19 protein-coding genes are annotated in these 19,470 nt (G+C 66.3%); 10 read left to right on the top strand and 9 right to left on the bottom strand.

What is annotated here, in order from left to right:
* Positions 1 to 62: 62 nt before the first annotated feature.
* Complete coding sequence (locus tag AC4ELH_RS23810; RefSeq protein WP_491841351.1) at positions 63 to 1,340, bottom strand: deoxyguanosinetriphosphate triphosphohydrolase; 1,278 nt, start codon at positions 1,338 to 1,340, stop codon at positions 63 to 65.
* A gap of 59 nt (positions 1,341 to 1,399) precedes the next feature.
* Here AC4ELH_RS23810 and AC4ELH_RS23805 point away from each other — a divergent pair, with 59 nt between their 5' ends.
* Positions 1,400 to 3,430 carry a TPM domain-containing protein gene (locus tag AC4ELH_RS23805; RefSeq protein ID WP_498887053.1) on the top strand — a complete coding sequence of 677 codons (2,031 nt, stop codon included), beginning with the start codon at positions 1,400 to 1,402 and terminating at the stop codon, positions 3,428 to 3,430.
* Positions 3,431 to 3,630: 200 nt separating this feature from the next.
* Here AC4ELH_RS23805 and AC4ELH_RS23800 read toward each other — a convergent pair whose 3' ends face one another.
* From AC4ELH_RS23800 to AC4ELH_RS23785, 4 genes are all read right to left on the bottom strand, one after another.
* The gene (locus tag AC4ELH_RS23800; RefSeq protein ID WP_491841349.1) at positions 3,631 to 4,461 is read right to left on the bottom strand and encodes an alpha/beta fold hydrolase; all 831 of its coding nucleotides are present in this window, start codon (positions 4,459 to 4,461) and stop codon (positions 3,631 to 3,633) included.
* Between the two features lie 64 nt (positions 4,462 to 4,525).
* Positions 4,526 to 4,726: a hypothetical protein gene (locus AC4ELH_RS23795; protein WP_491841348.1), complete on the bottom strand. Its 201-nt coding sequence runs from the start codon at positions 4,724 to 4,726 to the stop codon at positions 4,526 to 4,528.
* Positions 4,727 to 4,850: 124 nt separating this feature from the next.
* Entirely contained in the window at positions 4,851 to 5,570 is a 720-nt protein-coding gene (locus AC4ELH_RS23790) for a hypothetical protein (RefSeq protein ID WP_498887050.1), read from the bottom strand.
* 9 nt (positions 5,571 to 5,579) lie between these two features.
* Entirely contained in the window at positions 5,580 to 6,443 is an 864-nt protein-coding gene (locus tag AC4ELH_RS23785) for an alpha/beta fold hydrolase (RefSeq protein ID WP_055115387.1), read from the bottom strand.
* A gap of 159 nt (positions 6,444 to 6,602) precedes the next feature.
* Between AC4ELH_RS23785 and AC4ELH_RS23780 the strand changes: the two genes are divergently transcribed.
* The gene (locus AC4ELH_RS23780) at positions 6,603 to 7,424 is read left to right on the top strand and encodes an alpha/beta fold hydrolase (protein ID WP_029121336.1); all 822 of its coding nucleotides are present in this window, start codon (positions 6,603 to 6,605) and stop codon (positions 7,422 to 7,424) included.
* On the opposite strand, the gene AC4ELH_RS23775 is transcribed toward AC4ELH_RS23780, so the two are convergent.
* Entirely contained in the window at positions 7,411 to 7,866 is a 456-nt protein-coding gene (locus tag AC4ELH_RS23775; RefSeq protein WP_498887047.1) for a winged helix-turn-helix transcriptional regulator, read from the bottom strand. The two genes, AC4ELH_RS23780 and AC4ELH_RS23775, sit on opposite strands and share 14 nt — an antisense overlap.
* A gap of 54 nt (positions 7,867 to 7,920) precedes the next feature.
* Here AC4ELH_RS23775 and AC4ELH_RS23770 point away from each other — a divergent pair, with 54 nt between their 5' ends.
* From AC4ELH_RS23770 to AC4ELH_RS23750, 5 genes are all read left to right on the top strand, one after another.
* Positions 7,921 to 10,617, top strand: coding sequence for a helix-turn-helix transcriptional regulator (locus tag AC4ELH_RS23770; protein WP_498887066.1), 2,697 nt, complete (start codon positions 7,921 to 7,923; stop codon positions 10,615 to 10,617).
* A gap of 66 nt (positions 10,618 to 10,683) precedes the next feature.
* Entirely contained in the window at positions 10,684 to 11,367 is a 684-nt protein-coding gene (locus AC4ELH_RS23765) for an SDR family oxidoreductase (RefSeq protein WP_055120381.1), read from the top strand.
* The gene (locus AC4ELH_RS23760; RefSeq protein ID WP_055115391.1) at positions 11,367 to 12,383 is read left to right on the top strand and encodes an alcohol dehydrogenase catalytic domain-containing protein; all 1,017 of its coding nucleotides are present in this window, start codon (positions 11,367 to 11,369) and stop codon (positions 12,381 to 12,383) included. The genes AC4ELH_RS23765 and AC4ELH_RS23760 overlap by 1 nt, the downstream gene beginning before the upstream one ends.
* Positions 12,380 to 12,880 (top strand): DUF302 domain-containing protein, encoded by a 501-nt coding sequence (locus AC4ELH_RS23755; protein WP_081286226.1) that lies wholly within the window; start codon positions 12,380 to 12,382, stop codon positions 12,878 to 12,880. Before AC4ELH_RS23760 ends, AC4ELH_RS23755 begins: the two co-directional genes overlap by 4 nt.
* A 4-nt stretch (positions 12,881 to 12,884) precedes the next feature.
* Positions 12,885 to 13,886 carry a zinc-binding alcohol dehydrogenase family protein gene (locus AC4ELH_RS23750; protein ID WP_055115393.1) on the top strand — a complete coding sequence of 334 codons (1,002 nt, stop codon included), beginning with the start codon at positions 12,885 to 12,887 and terminating at the stop codon, positions 13,884 to 13,886.
* Here the strand turns inward: AC4ELH_RS23750 and AC4ELH_RS23745 are convergent.
* Positions 13,873 to 14,454 (bottom strand): TIGR03086 family metal-binding protein, encoded by a 582-nt coding sequence (locus AC4ELH_RS23745; RefSeq protein ID WP_498887043.1) that lies wholly within the window; start codon positions 14,452 to 14,454, stop codon positions 13,873 to 13,875. The genes AC4ELH_RS23750 and AC4ELH_RS23745 overlap by 14 nt on opposite strands.
* Positions 14,455 to 14,666: 212 nt before the next feature.
* Here AC4ELH_RS23745 and AC4ELH_RS23740 point away from each other — a divergent pair, with 212 nt between their 5' ends.
* On the top strand, positions 14,667 to 15,704 hold the full coding sequence (locus AC4ELH_RS23740; protein ID WP_055115397.1) for an alcohol dehydrogenase: 1,038 nt from the start codon (positions 14,667 to 14,669) through the stop codon (positions 15,702 to 15,704).
* Here AC4ELH_RS23740 and AC4ELH_RS23735 read toward each other — a convergent pair.
* Both AC4ELH_RS23735 and AC4ELH_RS23730 read right to left on the bottom strand, forming a co-directional pair.
* A complete protein-coding gene (locus tag AC4ELH_RS23735; RefSeq protein ID WP_055115399.1) occupies positions 15,697 to 17,100 on the bottom strand; it encodes an FAD-dependent oxidoreductase in 1,404 nt (467 codons plus the stop codon). The genes AC4ELH_RS23740 and AC4ELH_RS23735 overlap by 8 nt on opposite strands.
* 120 nt (positions 17,101 to 17,220) lie before the next feature.
* Complete coding sequence (locus AC4ELH_RS23730) at positions 17,221 to 18,606, bottom strand: glycine--tRNA ligase (protein ID WP_498887040.1); 1,386 nt, start codon at positions 18,604 to 18,606, stop codon at positions 17,221 to 17,223.
* Positions 18,607 to 18,703: 97 nt separating this feature from the next.
* On the opposite strand from AC4ELH_RS23730, the gene AC4ELH_RS23725 reads away from it, so the two are divergent.
* Positions 18,704 to 19,072 (top strand): ArsR/SmtB family transcription factor, encoded by a 369-nt coding sequence (locus tag AC4ELH_RS23725; RefSeq protein WP_064877901.1) that lies wholly within the window; start codon positions 18,704 to 18,706, stop codon positions 19,070 to 19,072.
* Complete coding sequence (locus AC4ELH_RS23720) at positions 19,069 to 19,467, top strand: Fur family transcriptional regulator (RefSeq protein ID WP_064877899.1); 399 nt, start codon at positions 19,069 to 19,071, stop codon at positions 19,465 to 19,467. Before AC4ELH_RS23725 ends, AC4ELH_RS23720 begins: the two co-directional genes overlap by 4 nt.
* The last annotated feature ends 3 nt before the right edge of the window (positions 19,468 to 19,470 follow it).

Here is a 19,470-nt window from a genome sequence, read left to right as displayed (position 1 = left end):
GGGGGCACCGCCGCATTAACCCCGACACCAAGGCTGCTTGACGACCTACGGTCCTGGGATGTCTAGTCGGACATCGGCCTGGGCGAGCGTGCCTCGTGCACTCGCTCCAGCCGGCTCTCGGTGTAGGACGCAATCTGGTCGACCACCACGCGCAGCCGGGCGCCGTCGTCGGCCGCGAGGTCGAACTCGGGCGCGAACTGCGGGTCCAGACTGCCCGGCGCCTGCGCCCACAATGCGAGGGCCACTTCGTGGATGAGCGTGCGCTGATCGGCCTGGATCTGCAGGTGCCGGTGATCGGACATGATGAACTGCAGCGCCAGCATCTTGAGCAGCACCACCTCGGCGCGGACCAGCGGCGGGACGGTCAGGTCCGCATCGAACCGACGTAGCGGTCCCGCCCCGGCAACCGCCCGGGTCTGCGTGATCGCCGCGTTGGCGAAGCGCCCGACGAGTTCACTGGTCAGGGTCTTCAGCGCGACTGACGAAGCAAGGGTTCCGTCGTACTTCCCCACCGCGGCCACCACCGGAACCTGCGACAACCGCTCAGCGGCGGCCAGCAGATCGTCGTGGGTGACGCTGGGGAAGTTCTTGGCACCCAGGTCCGCCAGCGAAGAGGCCGCATCGGGATCGCCGAGCACCCGCAGGTCGATGCGCCCGGAGATCACGCCGTCCTCGACGTCGTGCACGGAATAGGCGACGTCGTCGGCCCAGTCCATCACCTGGGCCTCCAGGCACGGCCGCTCGGCGGGCGCGCCGGCGCGTACCCACTCGGCGGCCTCTGCGTCGTCGTCGTAGAAGCCGTATTTCTTACGGGTACCGAAGCTTGGCCACGGATACTTCGCCACCGCGTCCAGCGCGGCCCTCGTCAGGTTGAGCCCGGCCGAACGCCCCTCGGCATCAAGAACTTTGGGCTCCAACCGGGTGAGGATCCGGAAGTTCTGGGCATTGCCCTCGAACCCGCCGAAAGGTTTCGCGATCTCGTCGAGCGCGCGCTCGCCGTTGTGCCCGTACGGCGGGTGCCCGATGTCGTGGGCCAACCCGGCCAGGTCCACCAGGTCCGGATCACAGCCCAACCCGATCGCCATGCCGCGCCCGATCTGGGCCACCTCGAGTGAGTGGGTGAGCCGGGTGCGCGGGGTATCGCCATGGCGTGGCCCGACGACCTGGGTCTTGTCGGCCAGCCGCCGCAGCGCCGCACTGTGCAACACGCGGGCCCGATCACGGGCGAAGTCAGTGCGGTGCTCGGTGTCGGTCCCGGGCAGCGCGGCACCCTTGGCCGACTCGACCACCAGACGTTGCCGGTCGAAGTCGTCATACCAGGCCTGCGTATCCCCGTTCACCGACGCACAGTCTGCCAGGAACCGACGCGCCAACCCCGCGGCGCACTAGATTGACGGTCATGCGTATCGCCCGTCTGCTGTCCACGCTGCTCGCGATCCTGATGACCGGCCTGCTGGTTGCCCCCAGCGCCGCAGCCGAGCCGCCGTCGCGGTTGGCCACCCAACTCACCGACAACGCCGGGGCGTTGTCGGCGGCCCAGCGTGGCAATGTGCAGCGCGCGATCGACAGGCTCTACGACGATCGCCACATCAAGTTATGGGTGATCTTCGTCGAGGATTTCTCTGGTCAGGGCCAGGACGACTGGGCCACGAACACCATGCGGCTGAGCGATTTCGGTGACGACGACGCACTGCTCGCGGTCGCCACGGTAGACCGGGCCTTCGCCTTCCGGGTGCCCTCCACGGTGACCGGCGCGGCGCGTGCCAACGACATCCGGCGCGACAGCATCACCCCGGCCCTGCGCCGTGAGGATTGGGCGGGCGCGGCCATCGCTGCGGCCAACGGGCTGAATTCCGCACCCGAATCCTCCGCCGCATCCCCTGCCGCGCCCGGCATCTCGTGGCCGGGCATGCTGATCGCCCTGGGCGTGATAGTGGTGCTGGCCGGGTTGCTGTGGTGGTGGTCGCGCCGGCGCCGGGCCAAGCGCCGCCACGCCGAGTTCGAGGCCGCCAAGCGGGTCGATCCGACCGACCCCGACGCGTTGGCGTCGGTGCCACTGGAGGCGCTCGACGAGCTGTCCCGCTCGATCGTCGTCGACGTCGACAATGCCGTGCGCACCAGTGAGGCCGAGCTCGAACTGGCCGTCGAGGAGTTCGGCGCCAAGCGCACCGAGCCGTTCAGCGCGGCCCTGGAGAATGCGAAAAAGGCTCTGGCCCAGGCCTTCAACGTGCGCCAGACGCTCGATGACGACGTCCCCGAGACCCCACTGCAACAACGAGATCTGCTGACCAAGGTCGTGGTGTCGGCGGCCAGGGCCGACCGCGAACTGGATGCCCAGAGCCAGGCCTTCGAGCAGCTGCGCGATCTGGTGATCAACGCCCCGACGCGGCTGGACGCCATGACCCAGCAGATGGTCGACCTGACCGCCCGCATCGAGCCGTCCAGCCAGAAACTGGACAATCTCCACACCCAATTCGATTCCACCGCACTGAGTTCGGTGTCGACCAATGTGGACACCGCCAAGGAACGCCTGGCGTTCGCCGACCGCAACATCACCACGGCCCGCAACCTGGTATCCCGGCCGGCCACCGATCAGACCGAGCTGGTGGACGCGGTGCGCTCGGCCGAGTCAGCCCTCGATCAGACCCGGACCCTGCTCGACGCCGTGGACAGCGCGGCCTCCGACATCAACCGGGCCCTGGCCGGTCTTCCCGCGGCGATCACGGATATTCAAGCCGGAATCGACCAGGCGAATTCGCTTCTGGGGCAGTCCGGTACGCCGCAGGCCGACAAACTGAGTGCGGCACGTGACGCAGCGAAGAAAGCAGCCGATGACGCGACAGCCAGCGGCAAGGCCGACCCGCTGGGCACCTTTACCCGGCTGACCAAGGCCGACGCCGAACTCGATCAGCTGCTGGCCGGAGTGCACGAACAACAGGAAGCCGCCGAGCGGCTGGCCCGCGCGCTGGAGCAGGCGCTGTTCACCGCCCAGTCACGGATCAAGGCGGTGTCGGACTTCATCGAAACCCGGCGCGGCAGCGTCGGACCGGAGGCGCGCACCCGACTGGCCGAGGCGCAACGGCAACTTCAGGCCGCCGAAGCCAAGCGCATCGAGAATGCCAACGAGGCGGTGGCGCATGCCAACGGGGCGTCGACGCTGGCTGCACAGGCTCAGGGCCTGGCCAACGACGACGTGCGGGCCGCACAACGGTCCTACACCTCGCAGTACGGCGGGGGCGGCGGTTCTGACATGGGCGCCGTGCTCGGCGGCATCCTCATCGGCAACATCCTGCGCGGCGGTGGCGGCGGCTTCGGTGGCGGCTTCGGCGGAGGGTACGGGGGCGGCCGCGGCATGGGGCGCCCGACGTCCTACGGTGGCTCGTCACATTCTTCGGGCCGCAGCTACAGCGGCGGTGGCGGCCGGTTCTGATCGCGTTTCCTTGGCGAGCAGACGTGCCGGTACCCCGGAGCGCGCGGAATCGGGTACCCGCGCGTCTGCTCGGCGTCAGGGGGTGAGCACCACCTTGCCGGAACTGGCCCAGACCCGGTTCGGCGCAGTCGACGTCGACGTCGACGTCGTGCAGTACCTCAGTCCACCGAGTTCGTTTTGACTGATGGCTTTCGTGACGCTCAGCCCAGGAACCGGTTGATGTCCTGGGCGAAATCGGTGATGTGCTGGAACAGGAATCCATGTCCGGCATCACTGTAGAGCAACACCTTGGCATCGGGCAGCCGCTGCGACATCGCGTAGCTGGCATAGGAATTGATCATCACATCGTGCGCACCGTTGGCCACCAGCACCGGCAGCTTCAGCTCGGCGAGCTGGTCATAGTACCCGCCAAATGCGGCGATGGCGCCAAGCTGCGCGCGGTAGGTGTCCGGCTGGACCGCAGCATGCGAGTGCCCGAGCCGAGTGTCCAAACGACGCAACGACACCATACCCGCCGACCGACCCTCGTCGGTCTCCGGAAAGAAGAGATACAAGTAGTCCTCGTCATCGTTGACCGCGTGACCGAGGATTTCGCCGACCCGAGGCCCGGGCGCCGGCTGCTCGGGCACCCCGGCCGGGGTGCTGCCCGCAACAATCAAGCGGCGCACCAGCTCCGGGGCCCGCAATGCGATGCCCTGCGCGACAATCCCACCCAGCGACCAGCCGAGCACGTCGACCTGGGGCAGGCCCAACGCGCGGATGAACGCGATCCCGCCGTCGGCGAGGCCGTCGATAGTGGTGGGCGCGGGTCCACTGGATGCGCTGGTCCCCCGGTTGTCGAACACGATGACCTCACGTTCGGCGGCCAGTTCATCGAGCAACTTCGGATCCCAGTGGTCGATCGTGCCGCGCAGCCTCATGCACAGCACGAGCGGAACCGTCCCGGGCCTACCGAAGCGGCGGTAGTGGAAGCGTTCCCCCTCAGGCCCACCGACGAAACGGTCGTCGGCCTGATCGGACAGGTATGGCATCGTGGTTCCCTTCTGGTTGGAATCTCATTCGACGTTCACATCGGGCGGACTGGTGCGGTATCCGTCAAATGACCATCACCACCGTGGCTTTCCACCGCGGCGCCGAGCAGGAGCCGCAGGATTCTGACGACGCGGTTGATCGAGCACACCGCCGCCGTCGCAGCCAGAAGTCGAGATCGCCCTCCCCCTGCAGCGGGTGGTCGGCGGGCAGGCCCGGAGCGCCCATGTTCGTCCAGTAGATGTGGCGCCGGTCGGTGTCCACCACGATGCCGTCCGGGAAGGTGGCCAGCCCGGTGACGATCGGTGTGATGGAGCCGTCGGCGATGGTGACCCGGACGATCCGTTGCCGCGGAGTTTCAGTGCGATGAGGCGCGTGAACATGTCAGCCCTCAGCCCAAGGTGAGGTCAGTCAGTTCGATGGACACCACGAGTTGCTCTGGGACCGGGTGGTTGTCGGCGTCGCGGACGTAGATCATCCGGGTACGTGGGATCACCAGACCGTCGATCTCATCGAAATCCGAGATGTAGTGCGCGCCCGGGGATCCCCCGGCAATGTCGACCTGGTAGTCGCGTCGCCGGATCAATCCGTCGGCATCGACGTAGAGGATCTGGTGCGGGCTGTGGGTGGCGATGGTGTCGGGATAGTCGACGTGCAGCGTGCGCCACCGCTGCCCGCCCTCGGTCCAGGGTTCACCTTCTTCGGCACGCACTCCGGGGAAGGTGAGGTTGAACGGTTCGGCGGTGTAGGTCCACATGGCATACCCGGTGAAGTACGCCAACTGCAATGTGGTCCAAGGCGTTTCGAGGGTGTGTCCGGAAAATGACGCGCGCGGGTCGTCGAGTACCTCCACCACGTCCCCGTCTGTTTTCTCGATACCCACCCGCTGCGGGGTGTAGGCGGTCTTCAGATCCGGCGCGGTGAAGGGCCCCAGCGAAGTGCGTTGGTCTTTGATCCAGACGGTGATCTCACCGTCGTCGACGATCCCGGGGACGGCCTTGATGTCCCAGATGGCGCCGCCGAACCGCTTGTGTGCGGTGACCGAGGTCAGTTCGCGCCAGCGGTCGACTCCGCCGTAGGTGTTCAGGACAGTGGTGAGCAGGTCGGTCATGAGTTCTCCTTAACGGCCGAGGAATTGGCGGATGTGCTGGCCGAACTCGGCCGGGTACTGGTCGAGGAATCCGTGGCCTGCGTCGGGGTAGATCCGCAGCTGGGCGCCGCGGATCTTCTCCGCCAGCAGGTAGCTGTTCTTGGTGGACATCATGGTGTCGTTGTCGCCGTCGGCGACCAGCGTCGGCTGGGTGATGGCCGAAAGCCGCTCCAGTTTTGACGATTCCGGGATACCCCAGGTCATCAGGGCCTGGTACTGCGCATCACGGCAGGCCAGACTGGTTTCAGGGTCACGGTCGGTGTCGCGGGCATGGGTGCGGGCCAGGTACTCCCGGCCTCGTTGGACGCTCTGGTCGGAGCCGGAGAAGAACAGCGCGATGAATCCCTCGGCGGTGATCTCGTCGGCGCAGGCGTATGTGTAGACGTCCTCGGACCAGCGGTGCAGATCGGGGGCACCCTGCGGCGCGGTGCCCGCGAGCACCAGTCGGCGCGGCAACCGCGGGCGCACCAGGGCGATCTCCTGGGCGATGTGGCCACCGAGTGAGAAGCCCAGCAGGTCCACCGTGGCGATGCCCAGCGCATCGATGAACTTCAGGGCGTCGCGCGCCATATCCGTGACGTTGTCGGGGGTGGTCCCGGTGGAGCCACCGACACCGCGCAGGTCGACGGTGATCACCTCACGGTCGGCGGCCAGAACGTCGAGCAGTGCCGGGTCCCAGTAGTCGAGGTTGCCGCGGAAATGCTGGAGGAGCACCAATGGGGGCACCGTGGCTGATGGGTTACCGACGCGCCGATATGCGAACCGTTCGCCGTCGACCTCGATGTCGAGGTTGAGTGCGTGTGCGGCGCCCACCGCGGTGACGACGTCCGTCATCTGGAATCTCCCTGCCGTTGTCGATGACACCAGCCTCGGGACCTTCGACCCTCCGTGGGTATCCGTCAATTGACCACGCAGCCGAGAGGACGCGGTAGCACCTGGCGATGGTCGTTTGACGGATGACCCAATCGGGTGCTTGAGGTCAGACTTGCAGCCATGCCGTATATGGAGGGCTCCGACGGGGCGCAGCTGTACTACAAGGACTGGGGCAGCGGGCCGGCGGTGGTCTTCAGTCATGGCTGGCCGCTCAGTGCCGACGCCTGGGATGTGGAGCTGAAACTGCTTGCCGACAACGGTTTCCGTGCCATCGCTCATGACCGGCGGGGGCATGGCCGGTCCGAGCAGACGTGGTCGGGCAACGACATGGACACCTACGCCGCAGACCTGGCGGCTCTGATCGACGGACTCGGATTGTCCGATGTCGTCGTGGTGGGGCACTCCACCGGAGGTGGCGAGGTGGTGCGGTACGCAGCGCGCCACCGCACTGGCCGGGTGCGCAAGGTGATCACTGTCGGCGCGGTACCACCGGTGATGCTGGCATCAGCGGAAAACCCTGAGGGCACACCGCTGTCGGTGTTCGACGACATCCGGGCCCGGGTCCTGGCCGACCGGTCCGCGTATTGGCGGGAACTCGCGGTGGCGTTCTACGGTTTCAACCGGGACGGTGCCGCTGTCTCACAGGGATTGATCGACCATTTCTGGCTGCAGGGCATGCAGGCAGGGCTGGCATCGGCGTACGACTGTGTCAAAGCGTTCTCGGAGACCGACCTGGCCGAGGACCTTCGAGCCCTCGATGTGCCGATCCTGATTGCCCACGGTGACGATGATCAGATCGTCCCGATCCACGATGCAGCGTCGAAGGCGATCGAGCTGGTGCGGTACGGCACCCTACGCGTGTATCCGGGTGCCTCGCACGGGATTCACGGTGACTATCAGCAGCAGTTGGGTCGCGACCTGCTGGACTTCATCCGGAGTTGAGCGTGTCGATGAGGGTGACGTCCCGGGTGGTTACGCCGACGCCGTCACGCCGCCGGAATACCACCAGTGCATGCTCACCGGTGGATTTCTCGATGAACCGGTAGCTGCGGCGTTTGGTGGTGGCCCGGTGTTTGTGACCCCACTGCCCCATCGCGGCGAGCACCGGCACCAGATCATGCCCGGCGTCGGTGAGCACGTAGCGACTGCGCGTTCGCTCGCCGGGCTCCCGGTAATCCTCGACCGCCAGGATGCCGGCGTCCACCAGCTCGGCCAGTCGCGCGCTCAGCACATCGGAGGCCACCCCCAGCCGTCCCCGGAACTCGGAGAACCGGGACCGGCCCAGCAATGCCTCACGGATGATCAGGATGGCCCACCGCTGCCCCAGCACCGCCATGGTGCGGGCGATCGGGCAGGCGTCGTCGGACCACGGGTCGGTGCGCATCCTCACACTCTACCTGGGTTGGCAATGCCAATTCAGCCTGCTAACTTGGCGAGGGTGATAATCGGTCGGTCAGCCGAGTTGGCCAGCGTCACCGACACGCTCGCCACGATCTCCACCACCGGCACAGCGCTGGTCGTCGATGGTGAGGCCGGCATCGGCAAGTCCACGTTGCTATCGGCGATCGCCGACTGGGCGGTGGCCAACGGCTACCGCAGACTTGGCTGTTCGGGCCTGCAAAGCCAGAGCGAGGTGGGCTTCGCCGGCGTCCACGAACTCATCCACCCGGTGCTCGACCACACCGCAGCACTGCCACCCCGCCAACGCACGGCCCTGCTGACCGCCTTCGGGCTGGACGACGGTCCGACACCGGACCGGCTGCTGGTCAGTCTCGCGGTGCTCGGTCTCCTCGAAGAAGCCGCCAGCCGACGCCGAATCATCCTGATCATCGATGACGTGCAGTGGCTGGACCAATCCTCACTGGAGGTTCTGGCGTTCGTCGCGCGCCGACTCGGTAACGCACCGCTGATGATGTTGTGTGCCGAACGCACGGGACTCGACGGCGCCGCACCGTATCTGGACGGTCTACCTCGATTGTCACTGGGCCCACTGGCTCCCGAACACGCCCGACAACTGTTGAACACCACCGCACAGCACGCGGACACCTTGCTGCAGCAGCGGGTGCTCGACCAGGCGGGTGGCAACCCGCTGGCAGTCATCGAGCTGTCCGGCGCCGTCGACGAGCGCGGCAACAGCGCGGTTTTCTCCGGTGAGCCGCTGCCCACCACCCGCCGGGTCGAACGGGCCTTCCTGTCCCAGCTCGACGGGCTGACCGACAACAGTCGCCTGCTGCTGTTACTGATCGCGTCCAGTGATGGGCAGCTGCGTGACATCGACGTCGCAACCGATCTTCTCGGCCTGGCACTCACCGATGAACTGGCCCCGCTGGAGCGGGCGGGTCTGATCACAGCGAGCGGCGGCCGGCTCCACATGCGCCATCCGCTGATTCGGTCGACGGTCTATGGCTCGGCCCCACTGGCCGCGAGGACCGTCGTTCACCGGGCACTCGCCGATGCGACGGTCGACCCGGTCCGTGCAGCCTGGCACCGCGCCGAAGCCGCCTTCGGCACCGACGAGCAGGTGGCCACGGACCTCGAAGCCGCCGCCCGCCAGGCCCATGCGCGCGGTGCAGGCGCCGAATCCGCCGCCGCCCTGCGCCGGGCAGCCGTATTGTCCCCCGATCCCGCCGCCCGGGTGCGGCGGTTGGCCGAAGCTGCCGAGATCGCCCGTAGCTCCGGGCTGACCGCCGAGTCCATCAGCATTCTCGGCGAAGCCGAGAGTCTGGGTGACCAGCATTGCAGCACAGGGCAATTGGTGCTCACCCGATTCGTCCTCAACGTCACCGCCGCGATACCGGGCCAGTCGGCCACCGAACTCGTCGCGCTCGCCGGCAAGTTCAGTGACGGCGACATCGAACAGCGTCGGTTGCTGTGGGCTGCAGCCATCGAGTGCCGCCTGCATGGCCTCGCCGAGGAACCCCGTCGCGACGTCGTTGCGGCCCTTCGCCACCTCGATGACGGCGCAGACGATCCGGTGGTGCGCATGGCATTGGCGTTGGTGGACGACACCGGCGCCGGTCAGGACCTGCGCACACGCCTGCCCCGGCTGATCGACGAAGTTGCCGACGACCCCCTGTTGCTGATGGCGCTGGGGTTCGCCGCCGAGGCGGTCGCCGACCGCATACATGCGCTGCAGTGCTGGAACCGCGTGCAGAGCTTATCCAGGACATCAGGGTCAGCTGCCGACGAATGCGAAAGTCAACGCGGTGCAGCGCAACTGCTGTTGGGACAAGGCCGCATCCAGGCCGCGGCAATCGCTGCCGAGAATGCGCTGCGGCTGGCTCAGGACATCAACCTGCCGATGACCGCGGCCTCGGCGGCGGCCACTCTCGCCCGGGTGCAGGTATGGCAGGGCCGGTTCGATCAGGCCCGCGAGACGGTTGCCACGGCGCGTCGGCTGCTGGCGCCCGACCCGGCGATCCTGTGGCATGACGATGCGCACTGGGCGGCGGGTCTGCTGGCGCTCTGCACCGCCGACCCAGCCGACGCATTGGGACACCTGTTGAAGATGACTGGGCACCGGACCTCGCGGCGGTGGGCCATCGCCGATCTCGCCGAGGCTGCGGCCGGAAATGACCGCGCCGACCTGGTGCGGCCGCTGCTCGCTGACATCGAGGATCAAGCCCGACAGCTGGGAACAGGCCTGGAATTGATGCTCACGCATCGTGCACACGCGCTCCTGGCACAGACCGATGCCGAGGCGCAAGAGCATTTCCTGGCCGCCCTGGCCGCTGGCGATGACGCGGCTGCCGAACTCGAAACGGCCCGAACGCATCTGGCATATGGGCAATGGCTGCGTAGACAACGCCGGATCACCGAGGCTCGCACCCACCTGTCGTCGGCGCTGGCCGTGTTCGACGCTGCCGGCGCGGCGCCGTTCGCCGACCGGGCCGCCGCCGAGCTGCGTGCCGCGGGCGTGGCCATTGCCGGTACGCCCCGCCAGGGGCCGGTTTCCAGCCTGACCTCCCAAGAACTTCACATCGCTCAATTAGCCGCCGCCGGCCTGACCAACCGGGAGATCGCCGACCGCATCTACGTTTCACACCGCACCGTCGCGGCCCACCTTTACAAGATGTTCCCCAAACTGGGCATCACCAACCGCAATCAACTGCATACCGTGCTGGACGAACAGTAGTCGTTTCACCGATACCTACGACGCCCACCTTCGATGTGTGCTGAGGACAACCCAAAGGAGATCGACATGACAACAGCAGGGACCCCGGTGAAGGGTGCGGTCGCCCTGGTAACCGGCGGACAGCAAGGCCTGGGTAAGGCGATCGTCGCTGCGTTGCTGGAAGCCGGCGCAGCCAAGGTGTATTCGACCAGCCGCCGCAGCGGAAGCAGCGATGACCCGAGGGTGGTCGTGGTGCAGGCTGACATCACCGAGACCGAGTCCGTAAAGCACCTGGCGCGGGTCGCCGCCGACGCCACCATCGTGGTGAACAACGCCGGCACCCTCGGTGGCCAGTCCCTGGTACGCGATGACCTCGACGATATCCGCGCGGTCCTGGAAACCAACTTCTTCGGCGCGATCCGGGTCACGCAGGCCTTTGCACCGCTCCTTGCCGGCAAGGGCGGTACCATCGTCAACATCGCCTCGGTCCTGTCCTGGCTACCCGGCTACGGTTCGTACGGTGTGTCCAAGGCCGCGCTGTGGTCGGCGACGAATTCGGTGCGACAGGAGTTGAAAGAGCAGGGCACCAACGTGATCGGAGCCTACCTCGGCTACACCGACACCGACATGATCGCCGATCTCGATGTCCCCAAGAACTCCCCCGACGATGTGGCTCGCCAGATCGTCGACGGAATCATCTCTGGCGTACCGGAAGTCCTGGCCGACGACCTCACCCGTCAGGTACACGCACCCATGTTCCCGGTCGCCTAATGTCCGCCTACCGCGCCTACCAAGTCACCGGACAACGGCAATTCGCACTCGTCGAACGTGAGATTGTCCCACCCGCACCTGGCCACGTCAGGGTCCGGGTACACAGCTGCGGTGTCTGCCACAGCGATGTGCTGGCCGTCGAGGGCCTGCGTGCCGACCCGCAGCAACCGGTGGTGCCCGGTCACGAGATCGTCGGCGTCATCGATGCCGTCGGCGACGGTGTCCATACCTGGGTGCCCGGCAACCGAGTGGGCCTGGGATTCCTCGGCGGGCAATGCAATGAGTGTGAGTTCTGCCGCCGCGGGGACTTCGTCAACTGCACCGATCAGCCGACGCCCGGCACCAGCGTGGACGGCGGGTACGCCGAGATCGTCTACGCACGTGCCACCGGACTGGTGCGGGTACCGGATGCTCTCGACGCGTCGGTGGCCGCTCCCCTGCTGTGCGCAGGAATCACCACGTTCAACGCGCTGCGTCACGTTCCGGCTGCGCCGGGTGCATTGGTCGGTGTCCAGGGCCTGGGCGGACTGGGCCACCTCGGCGTGCAATACGCTCATGCACTGGGGTTCCGGGTCGTGGCGATCGCGCGCGGACCCGAAAAAGCTCAACTGGCAACCGATCTCGGCGCGGACATCTACATCGACAGCGCTGCCGAAGACCCGGGCGCTGCGCTAACCGCGCTCGGCGGAGCCGCCGCTGTAGTAGCTACCGCAGCCAGCGGGGCCTCGATGAGCCCGTTGGTAGCCGGGCTGGCTCCCCGCGGGCAGCTCGTCGTGGTCGGCGCCGCACCGGATCCGATCGAAGTGAGCACCTCGGAGCTGATCTTCGGGGGACGGAGCATCGTCGGCAGCCTCACCGGATCGGCTGCCGAGAACGAGGACAATCTGGCGTTCAGCGTTGCCAACGGCATTGCGCCGATGATCGAGCCGGTCCCATTCGAGGATGCCCCGAAAGCATACGACCGCATGATGAGCGGCAAGGCCCGGTTCCGGGTGGTCCTGGAGATCGCAAGGTGAGCACCTTCGTCGAACATCTGAGCCGTCGACTGCTGATCAGCCTTCCCGACAGTTATGAGGATGCGCGTGATCGCTACGAAACACTGGTTCCCACAGTAAATCTCGCGGCGTTCACCAAGGCGACCAACTGGGACGACGTTCTTTCCGAGGCAAAACGGCAAGCACCACATGGCTTTCTGCGGTACTTCAGCACCGAAGTCGCACCGGCGATGAGCGGCTCAGCATCGGCATGGACGTGCAGCGAGTACCTGATGGGTAATCACACCATCGCCGAACGTATGTACCGGTACGACCCTGGCGTCATGTTGCATGCTCCGCTGCGCACGCTGTTGTACGACGCCGGGCACGGCACTGTCTTCGCAGTCGACCAGCCCAGCCTGTTGTTCGGCAGTTACGGCCAACCCGAGATCGCAGCTGTCGGAATAGAACTCGACGGTCTACTGGCGAATCTGATCGAACTGCTAGGCGGCAAGCTGCCTCGTACCGAAAGCAGGTGACGATATGAACACCATGTCCGCGGTCGGCTCCTTCGCGGGACTGTCGATCGACGACCCACAATCATTGCAGGACATCACCGTCGAACTACCCACCCTGCGGCCGCACGACATCCTGGTTCGGGTGCTTGCCGTTTCGGTGAACCCGGTCGACATCAAACGACGAGCTGCGCTGCAGGTCTCGGATGTCCCGACAATCCTCGGCTACGACGCCGCAGGCATCGTCGAGGCGATCGGGCCGGCAGTTACCACACTCGCCGTCGGCGACGAGGTCTGGTACGCGGGCGATGTCAGCCGTGCGGGCACCAATGCGGAGTTCCACGCGGTCGATGAACGCATCGCGGCGCGCAAACCGGCATCGCTGTCGTTCGCCGATGCGGCGGCGCTGCCGCTGACGACCATCACAGCCTGGGAGGCGCTGTTTGAGCGGTTCGCTCTGACCGCCGACTCCACCGGCGACCTGTTGGTGCTCGGCGCGGCCGGCGGCGTGGGTTCGATCATGGTCCAGCTCGCCAAGGCATTGACCGGTGTGCGGGTCATCGCCACCGCCAGCCGGGACGAATCCCGGTCCTGGGCAACCACTCTGGGCGCGGACGTGGTGATCAACCACCACCGCCTACGCGACGAGGCACTGGCCGTCGCCCCCGACGGAATCGACTATCTCTTCTCACCGCATTCAGCGGGCAACGTCGACACCTATGCCGAGATCACGCGTCCGTTCGGACACATCACCGCCATCGACGATCCCGTTGGCCTCGACCTCGGGGCACTGAAAGCCAAGAGCATCGCCTGGCACTGGGAGCTGATGTTCACCCGGCCCCTGTTCGAGTACGACATGACCTATCAGCAGCAGTTGCTCATTCGCACAGCACAATTGGTCGACGAGGGCACCATTCGCAGCACAGTGACCAAGACAATCGACGGCTTCGACGCGGCTGGGCTGCGAGAAGCCCACCGTGATGTCGAGTCGGGCCGTATGGTGGGCAAGGTCGTGGTCACCCGTTCTTGACTCTGTGATCCGACGCGGGGCGGCACTCGCATTGCGGGCGCCGTCCGGTGTACGCGACAAGCCTGTCCAGTGCTGCCGCATCGGTGGTGACGGGCACGGGTTCGTCGAACCCGGCGGTGCGGCGACTGTCGGGAGTGATGATCTGACGGGCCAGGCCGAGCACGAAGTCGGCATGCGCGGCGGTGATGGGCAGTGGGCGGTGCAATGCCTGAGCGAAGTCCCATCCGTGCACCACGAGTTCGATCGACAGTACACCCAGCGCCAGGCGGGCGGCGGTGACATGGCCGGCGAAGACTACGTCACCATCGGTACCCCGACGCCGCCAGGCTTCGATCGTGGTTTCGGCCGCGTCTGCGACGCGAACGTCGATCGGCCGACCATCCGTCACCGAAACGTCCTCGCCCGCCGAATCACCCACCATCGTCACGGTTCCGACCAGATGATCAGCGAGACCGGCCACATCGAAACCCTCACACGGAGTGGGTAGGTGCAGCATGTCGACGGTGATCGTGCCGAGTACCGGCACCAGTGCCGCCAACGCCACCTCGGCGCTCGATAGTTCGTCCATGCCAAGGAATTCTTGTCGGTCCGTGTCCTTCCCGGCATACGACACCTGACTGCAATTCGCAGGCTCAAACCCGCCTCTGTCAGCCGGGATCGGTGACGGCCGCACGGAAGTCGACGTCCGCCGAACAACCGTCAATGTGCTCATACCGCGTCCGTCAGAGATCTGGTGACGTGGTGGCTTAGACGCTCAATCAACCGAGAGGCACTGAAACGATGTCTGCTACCTACCGTTCTGTTGAGGTCGTGGAACCCGGCGGCGCACTGCACCTCGTGGATCGGCCGGTGCCGGAGCCGGCCACCGGTGAGGTCCGGGTACGGGTCGAGGCCTGCGGGGTGTGCCATTCGGACTCGCAGATCGCCGCAGGGTATCTGCCCGGCACCGTGTTCCCGGTGACACCGGGGCATGAAGTTGCCGGTCACATCGAGGCGATCGGTCCAGGCGTCATCGACTGGCACCTCGGCGATCGGGTCGCCATCGGTTGGTTCGGTTTCTACTGCGGAACCTGCTACCGCTGCCGGCGCGGCGACTTCGTACACTGCCAGCGGTCCAAGATCACCGGGGCTGCTTTCCCCGGCGGCTATGCCGAGACGCTCATTGTGCACCAGTCGGGCCTGGCGCGAATTCCCGATGTTCTCAGCGCTATTGAGGCCGCACCGTTGGCGTGCGCCGGCGTGACGATGTTCAACTCGCTGCGGCACACGGGTGCGCGGCCCGGCGACCTGGTCGCGATCCTGGGCATCGGGGGGCTGGGACACCTCGGTGTGCAGTTCGCGGCCCGGATGGGATTCGAAACTGTCGCCATCGCCCGCGGTGCCGAAAAGGAGGTCATGGCACGCCAACTCGGTGCACATCACTACATCGACGCCACCGAAGCCGATGTAGCAGCGGAACTGCGCAAGCTCGGCGGCGCCCGGGTCGTCGCCGCCACCGCCACGAATCGGGCGGCGATCAACGCCACAGTCGACGGTCTGGCCCCGCATGGGGAACTGCTGACGCTGGCCGTGCTGGACGAGGCGCTCGATGTCACACCACTGCAACTGATCAACAGTTCAGGGACCGTGCACGGACATCCCGCGGGCGTCGCGGCCGACACCGAAGACACCCTCGAATTCGCTGCCCTACACGGGATCCGGCCATGGGTTGAGCCGATGCCACTGAGCGACGCCGCCGCCGGATACGACCGGATGATGCAAAACAAGGCGCGTTTCCGGGTCGTGCTCACGATGGCGGACTCTGCGAATGCTAGGTGAGCATCCCCAGGAGTTGGTTGAAGCACTCCGCCATCGAAGGGTGCGTGTAGATCTCGTCACGCAGAGCGGCGGCCGTGATCCCATGCCGCATCGCCAGCGCGACCAGATTGATGATCTCCTGGGCATCGTGGCACAGCAGAGCGGCACCCAGGATCTGGTCGGTGGCAGCATCGACCACCACCTTCATCATCCCGGCGGTCTGGCCGACGATGCGGGCCCGGGCCACGGTGGCCAGCTCGACCACGGGGCTCGCAGCGACGCGGATGTCGTAACCTGCGGCGCGGGCCTGGGATTCGGTCAGACCGACCCGGCCCAGCGGTGGCGTGAGGAATAGGCAGTTGGGTACCGCAACCCGCTGTGAGGCGCTCCGGGGCGCGGCGGCACCGGTGAGCTGATCGAGAACAATGCGATAGTCGTCGAGAGAAATGTAAGTGAACTGCGGCCCACCATTGACGTCGCCGACGGCGAAAATGTGCGGTGCACTGGTGCGGCGGTGATCGTCGACCACGATCGCGCCGGCGTCGGTAATCTCCACCCCGGCCAGGTCGAGCCCCAAATCGGCAGTCTTGGGTTTGCGGCCGAGCGCAACGAGTACATTGTCCGCGTCGACAGTGGCGGAACCGCCGTGGATCAGATACTCCACTCGCGCCGCCGGCGGACCGCCAGGACGCATGATCGTCTGTACCCCAACCACACTCGCCTCCGTGATGATGTCAACCCCACGATCGCCCAACAGTGAACGGGCTGCGCCGGCGACATCGGAGTCCTCGTTCGCCAGCACCGCTGGACGTTGTTCCAGCACAGTGACAGCGCTACCGAACCCGGCGTACATCGATGCGAACTCCAGACCGATGTAGCCGCCGCCCAGCACCACCAACCGGTCCGGCCGCGCGGCCAGCCGCAGCAGTTCCGCGCTGGTGACCGCCACCGGACAGTCGTGCAGCCCCGGCAGGTCCGGAATCACTGGCGTCGACCCGGTACCAATGACGATCCTCTGAGCGGTAACCACTACGGGTCCGGTGTCGGTGCTGACGACCACGCTGTGGGCGTCGACGAAGCGCGCCCTTCCGGTCAGCACCGTCGCCGTGCGCACGAGGGAGGCCAGGTTTACGGCGCGCAAGCCCGCGGTAAGGCGCTCCACCGACGCGACCCCGTCGGCATACGCTGAGGCGCCGGACACGCCGGGCACACGCTGCTCGCCGTGATAGACCATCGACTTGGTCGGGATGCACCCCGTGTTGATGCATGTGCCGCCGTACATCGCGGCCGACTCCTCGACCAGGACCACGTGCTGGCCGAATTTGCCCATATCGGCGGCCAGGGTTTTACCGCCTTTGCCGAAGCCGATGACCAGAAGGTCGGCGTCGATACGTTTCTGTGCTGGACTCGGTTCCATGCCGAAGATGTTGGCCCAGGTGCAGTGCGATCAGGTATCCGTACGATGACTTATTCCAGCGATGTGGTGATCGGCCGAATCCCGGTGTGTCACTGCCAGACACGCACGCTGGCGACAGACTCAAGCGCCCTTGAGCCGCACCGCCAGGTAGTCCGACACCTTGTCCAGCGCGATGCGCTCCTGGGTCATGGCATCACGCTCACGAATGGTGACCGCGTTGTCCTCCAGGGTGTCGAAATCGACCGTCACGCAATACGGCGTGCCGATCTCGTCCTGACGGCGGTAGCGGCGGCCGATCGCACCGGCGTCGTCGAATTCCACGTTCCAGTTCTTGCGCAGTTCGGCGGCCAGGTCGCGGGCCTTGGGCGACAGGTCGGCGTTACGTGACAGCGGCAGCACCGCGGCCTTGACCGGAGCCAGGCGCGGATCCAGCTTCAGCACGGTGCGCTTGTCGACACCGCCCTTGGCGTTCGGCGCCTCGTCCTCGGTGTAGGAATCGACCAGGAACGCCATCAGCGAGCGGGTCAGGCCCGCTGCCGGCTCGATCACGTACGGCACGTAACGGGTGTCGGTCCCCTGATCGTAGAACGACAGGTCGACACCGGAATGCTTTGCGTGCGTGGACAAGTCGAAGTTGGTGCGGTTGGCGATGCCTTCCAGCTCACCCCACGGGTTGCCGGCGAAACCGAACTTGTACTCGATGTCGACGGTGCCGTCGGAGTAGTGCGAAAGCTTCTCCTTGGGGTGGTCGTACAGGCGCAGGTTGTCCCGATTGATACCGAGGTCCACGTACCACTGCAGCCGCGTCTCGATCCAGTACTTGTGCCATTCCGGAGCGGTCGAGGGCTCGACGAAGAACTCCATCTCCATCTGCTCGAACTCGCGGGTGCGGAAGATGAAGTTGCCCGGGGTGATCTCGTTGCGGAAGCTCTTGCCGATCTGGCCGATGCCGAACGGCGGCTTCTTGCGCGCCGTGGTCACCACGTTCGCAAAGTTGACGAAGATGCCCTGGGCGGTTTCCGGGCGCAGGTAGTGCAGACCTTCCTCCGACTCGATCGGGCCGAGGTAGGTCTTGAGCATCATGTTGAAGTCGCGCGGCTCGGTCCACTGCCCCTTGGTGCCGCAGTCGGGGCAGACGATCTCGTCCATGGAGACAGAGTCGGGGTCGTCCAGCCCCTTCTTGGCGGCGTACGCCTCCTGCATGTGATCCTGGCGATGACGCTTGTGGCAGTTCAGGCACTCCACCAGCGGGTCGTTGAAGACCTCGACGTGACCGGAGGCCACCCACACCTGGCGCGGCAGGATGATCGCGCTGTCCAGGCCGACGACGTCGTCGCGGCCGGTGACCATCGACTTCCACCACTGGCGCTTGATGTTCTCCTTGAGCTCGACACCGAGTGGGCCGTAATCCCACGCGGACTTGGTGCCGCCGTAGATTTCTCCGGACTGGAAGACCAGGCCGCGGCGTTTCGCCAGGTTCGCAACGGTGTCGATGATGGATGCCACGGTGCATCAGAGTAGCGACCAGCGTGCCGGCAGCGATAATCCACCGCGCCCGGCGGAGCGGTTGACATGCAATATCACGCATGTATCCTGACCCGTAATGGAAACGATTTCCAATTTCACGGCGAATCAACACGACGACGCACGCGGACACAGCACCGCGCCGGCGCCGGAGTTGCCCCCGCGCGAGGTCCTCGACACCGCGGGCGAGCTGTTGCGCGCGCTCGCCGCCCCGTTGCGGATCGCGATCGTGCTCCAGCTGCAGCAGTCGGCGCGCTGTGTGCACGAACTGGTCGACTCGCTCGACGTGCCGCAGCCACTGGTGAGCCAGCATCTGCGGATCCTCAAGCAGGCCGGAGTGGTGTCCAGCGAGCGCGCGGGACGTGAAGTGCTTTACCAGCTGGTCGACCACCACCTGGCCCACATCGTCGCCGACGCCGTCGCCCACGCCGGCGAGGACCACCGGTGACGGGCGCGGTCCGGTCCACCCGGCAGCGTGCGGCCATCGCCGACCTGCTCAACGAGACCGACGGATTCCGCTCAGCCCAAGAGCTGCACGACGAGCTGCGCCGCCGCGGCCAGGGCATCGGACTGACCACGGTGTACCGCACCCTGCAGTCGATGGCCAACACCGGCAACGTCGACACGTTGCGCACCGACACGGGAGAGTCGGTCTACCGGCGTTGCTCCGAGGACCACCACCACCATCTGGTGTGCCGGGCCTGCGGCGCGACCGTCGAGATCTCCGGCGGCCAGGTCGAGGCCTGGGCCGCCGACGTGGCACGCGAGCACGGTTTCTCCGACGTCAGCCACACGATCGAGATCTTCGGCATGTGCCGCGGCTGCGGCGACGGGGTCAACTGACCG

The sequence above is a fragment of the Mycobacterium shunyiense genome, from assembly GCF_058270075.1.
This window is presented reverse-complemented; position numbering and strand designations above follow the sequence as displayed.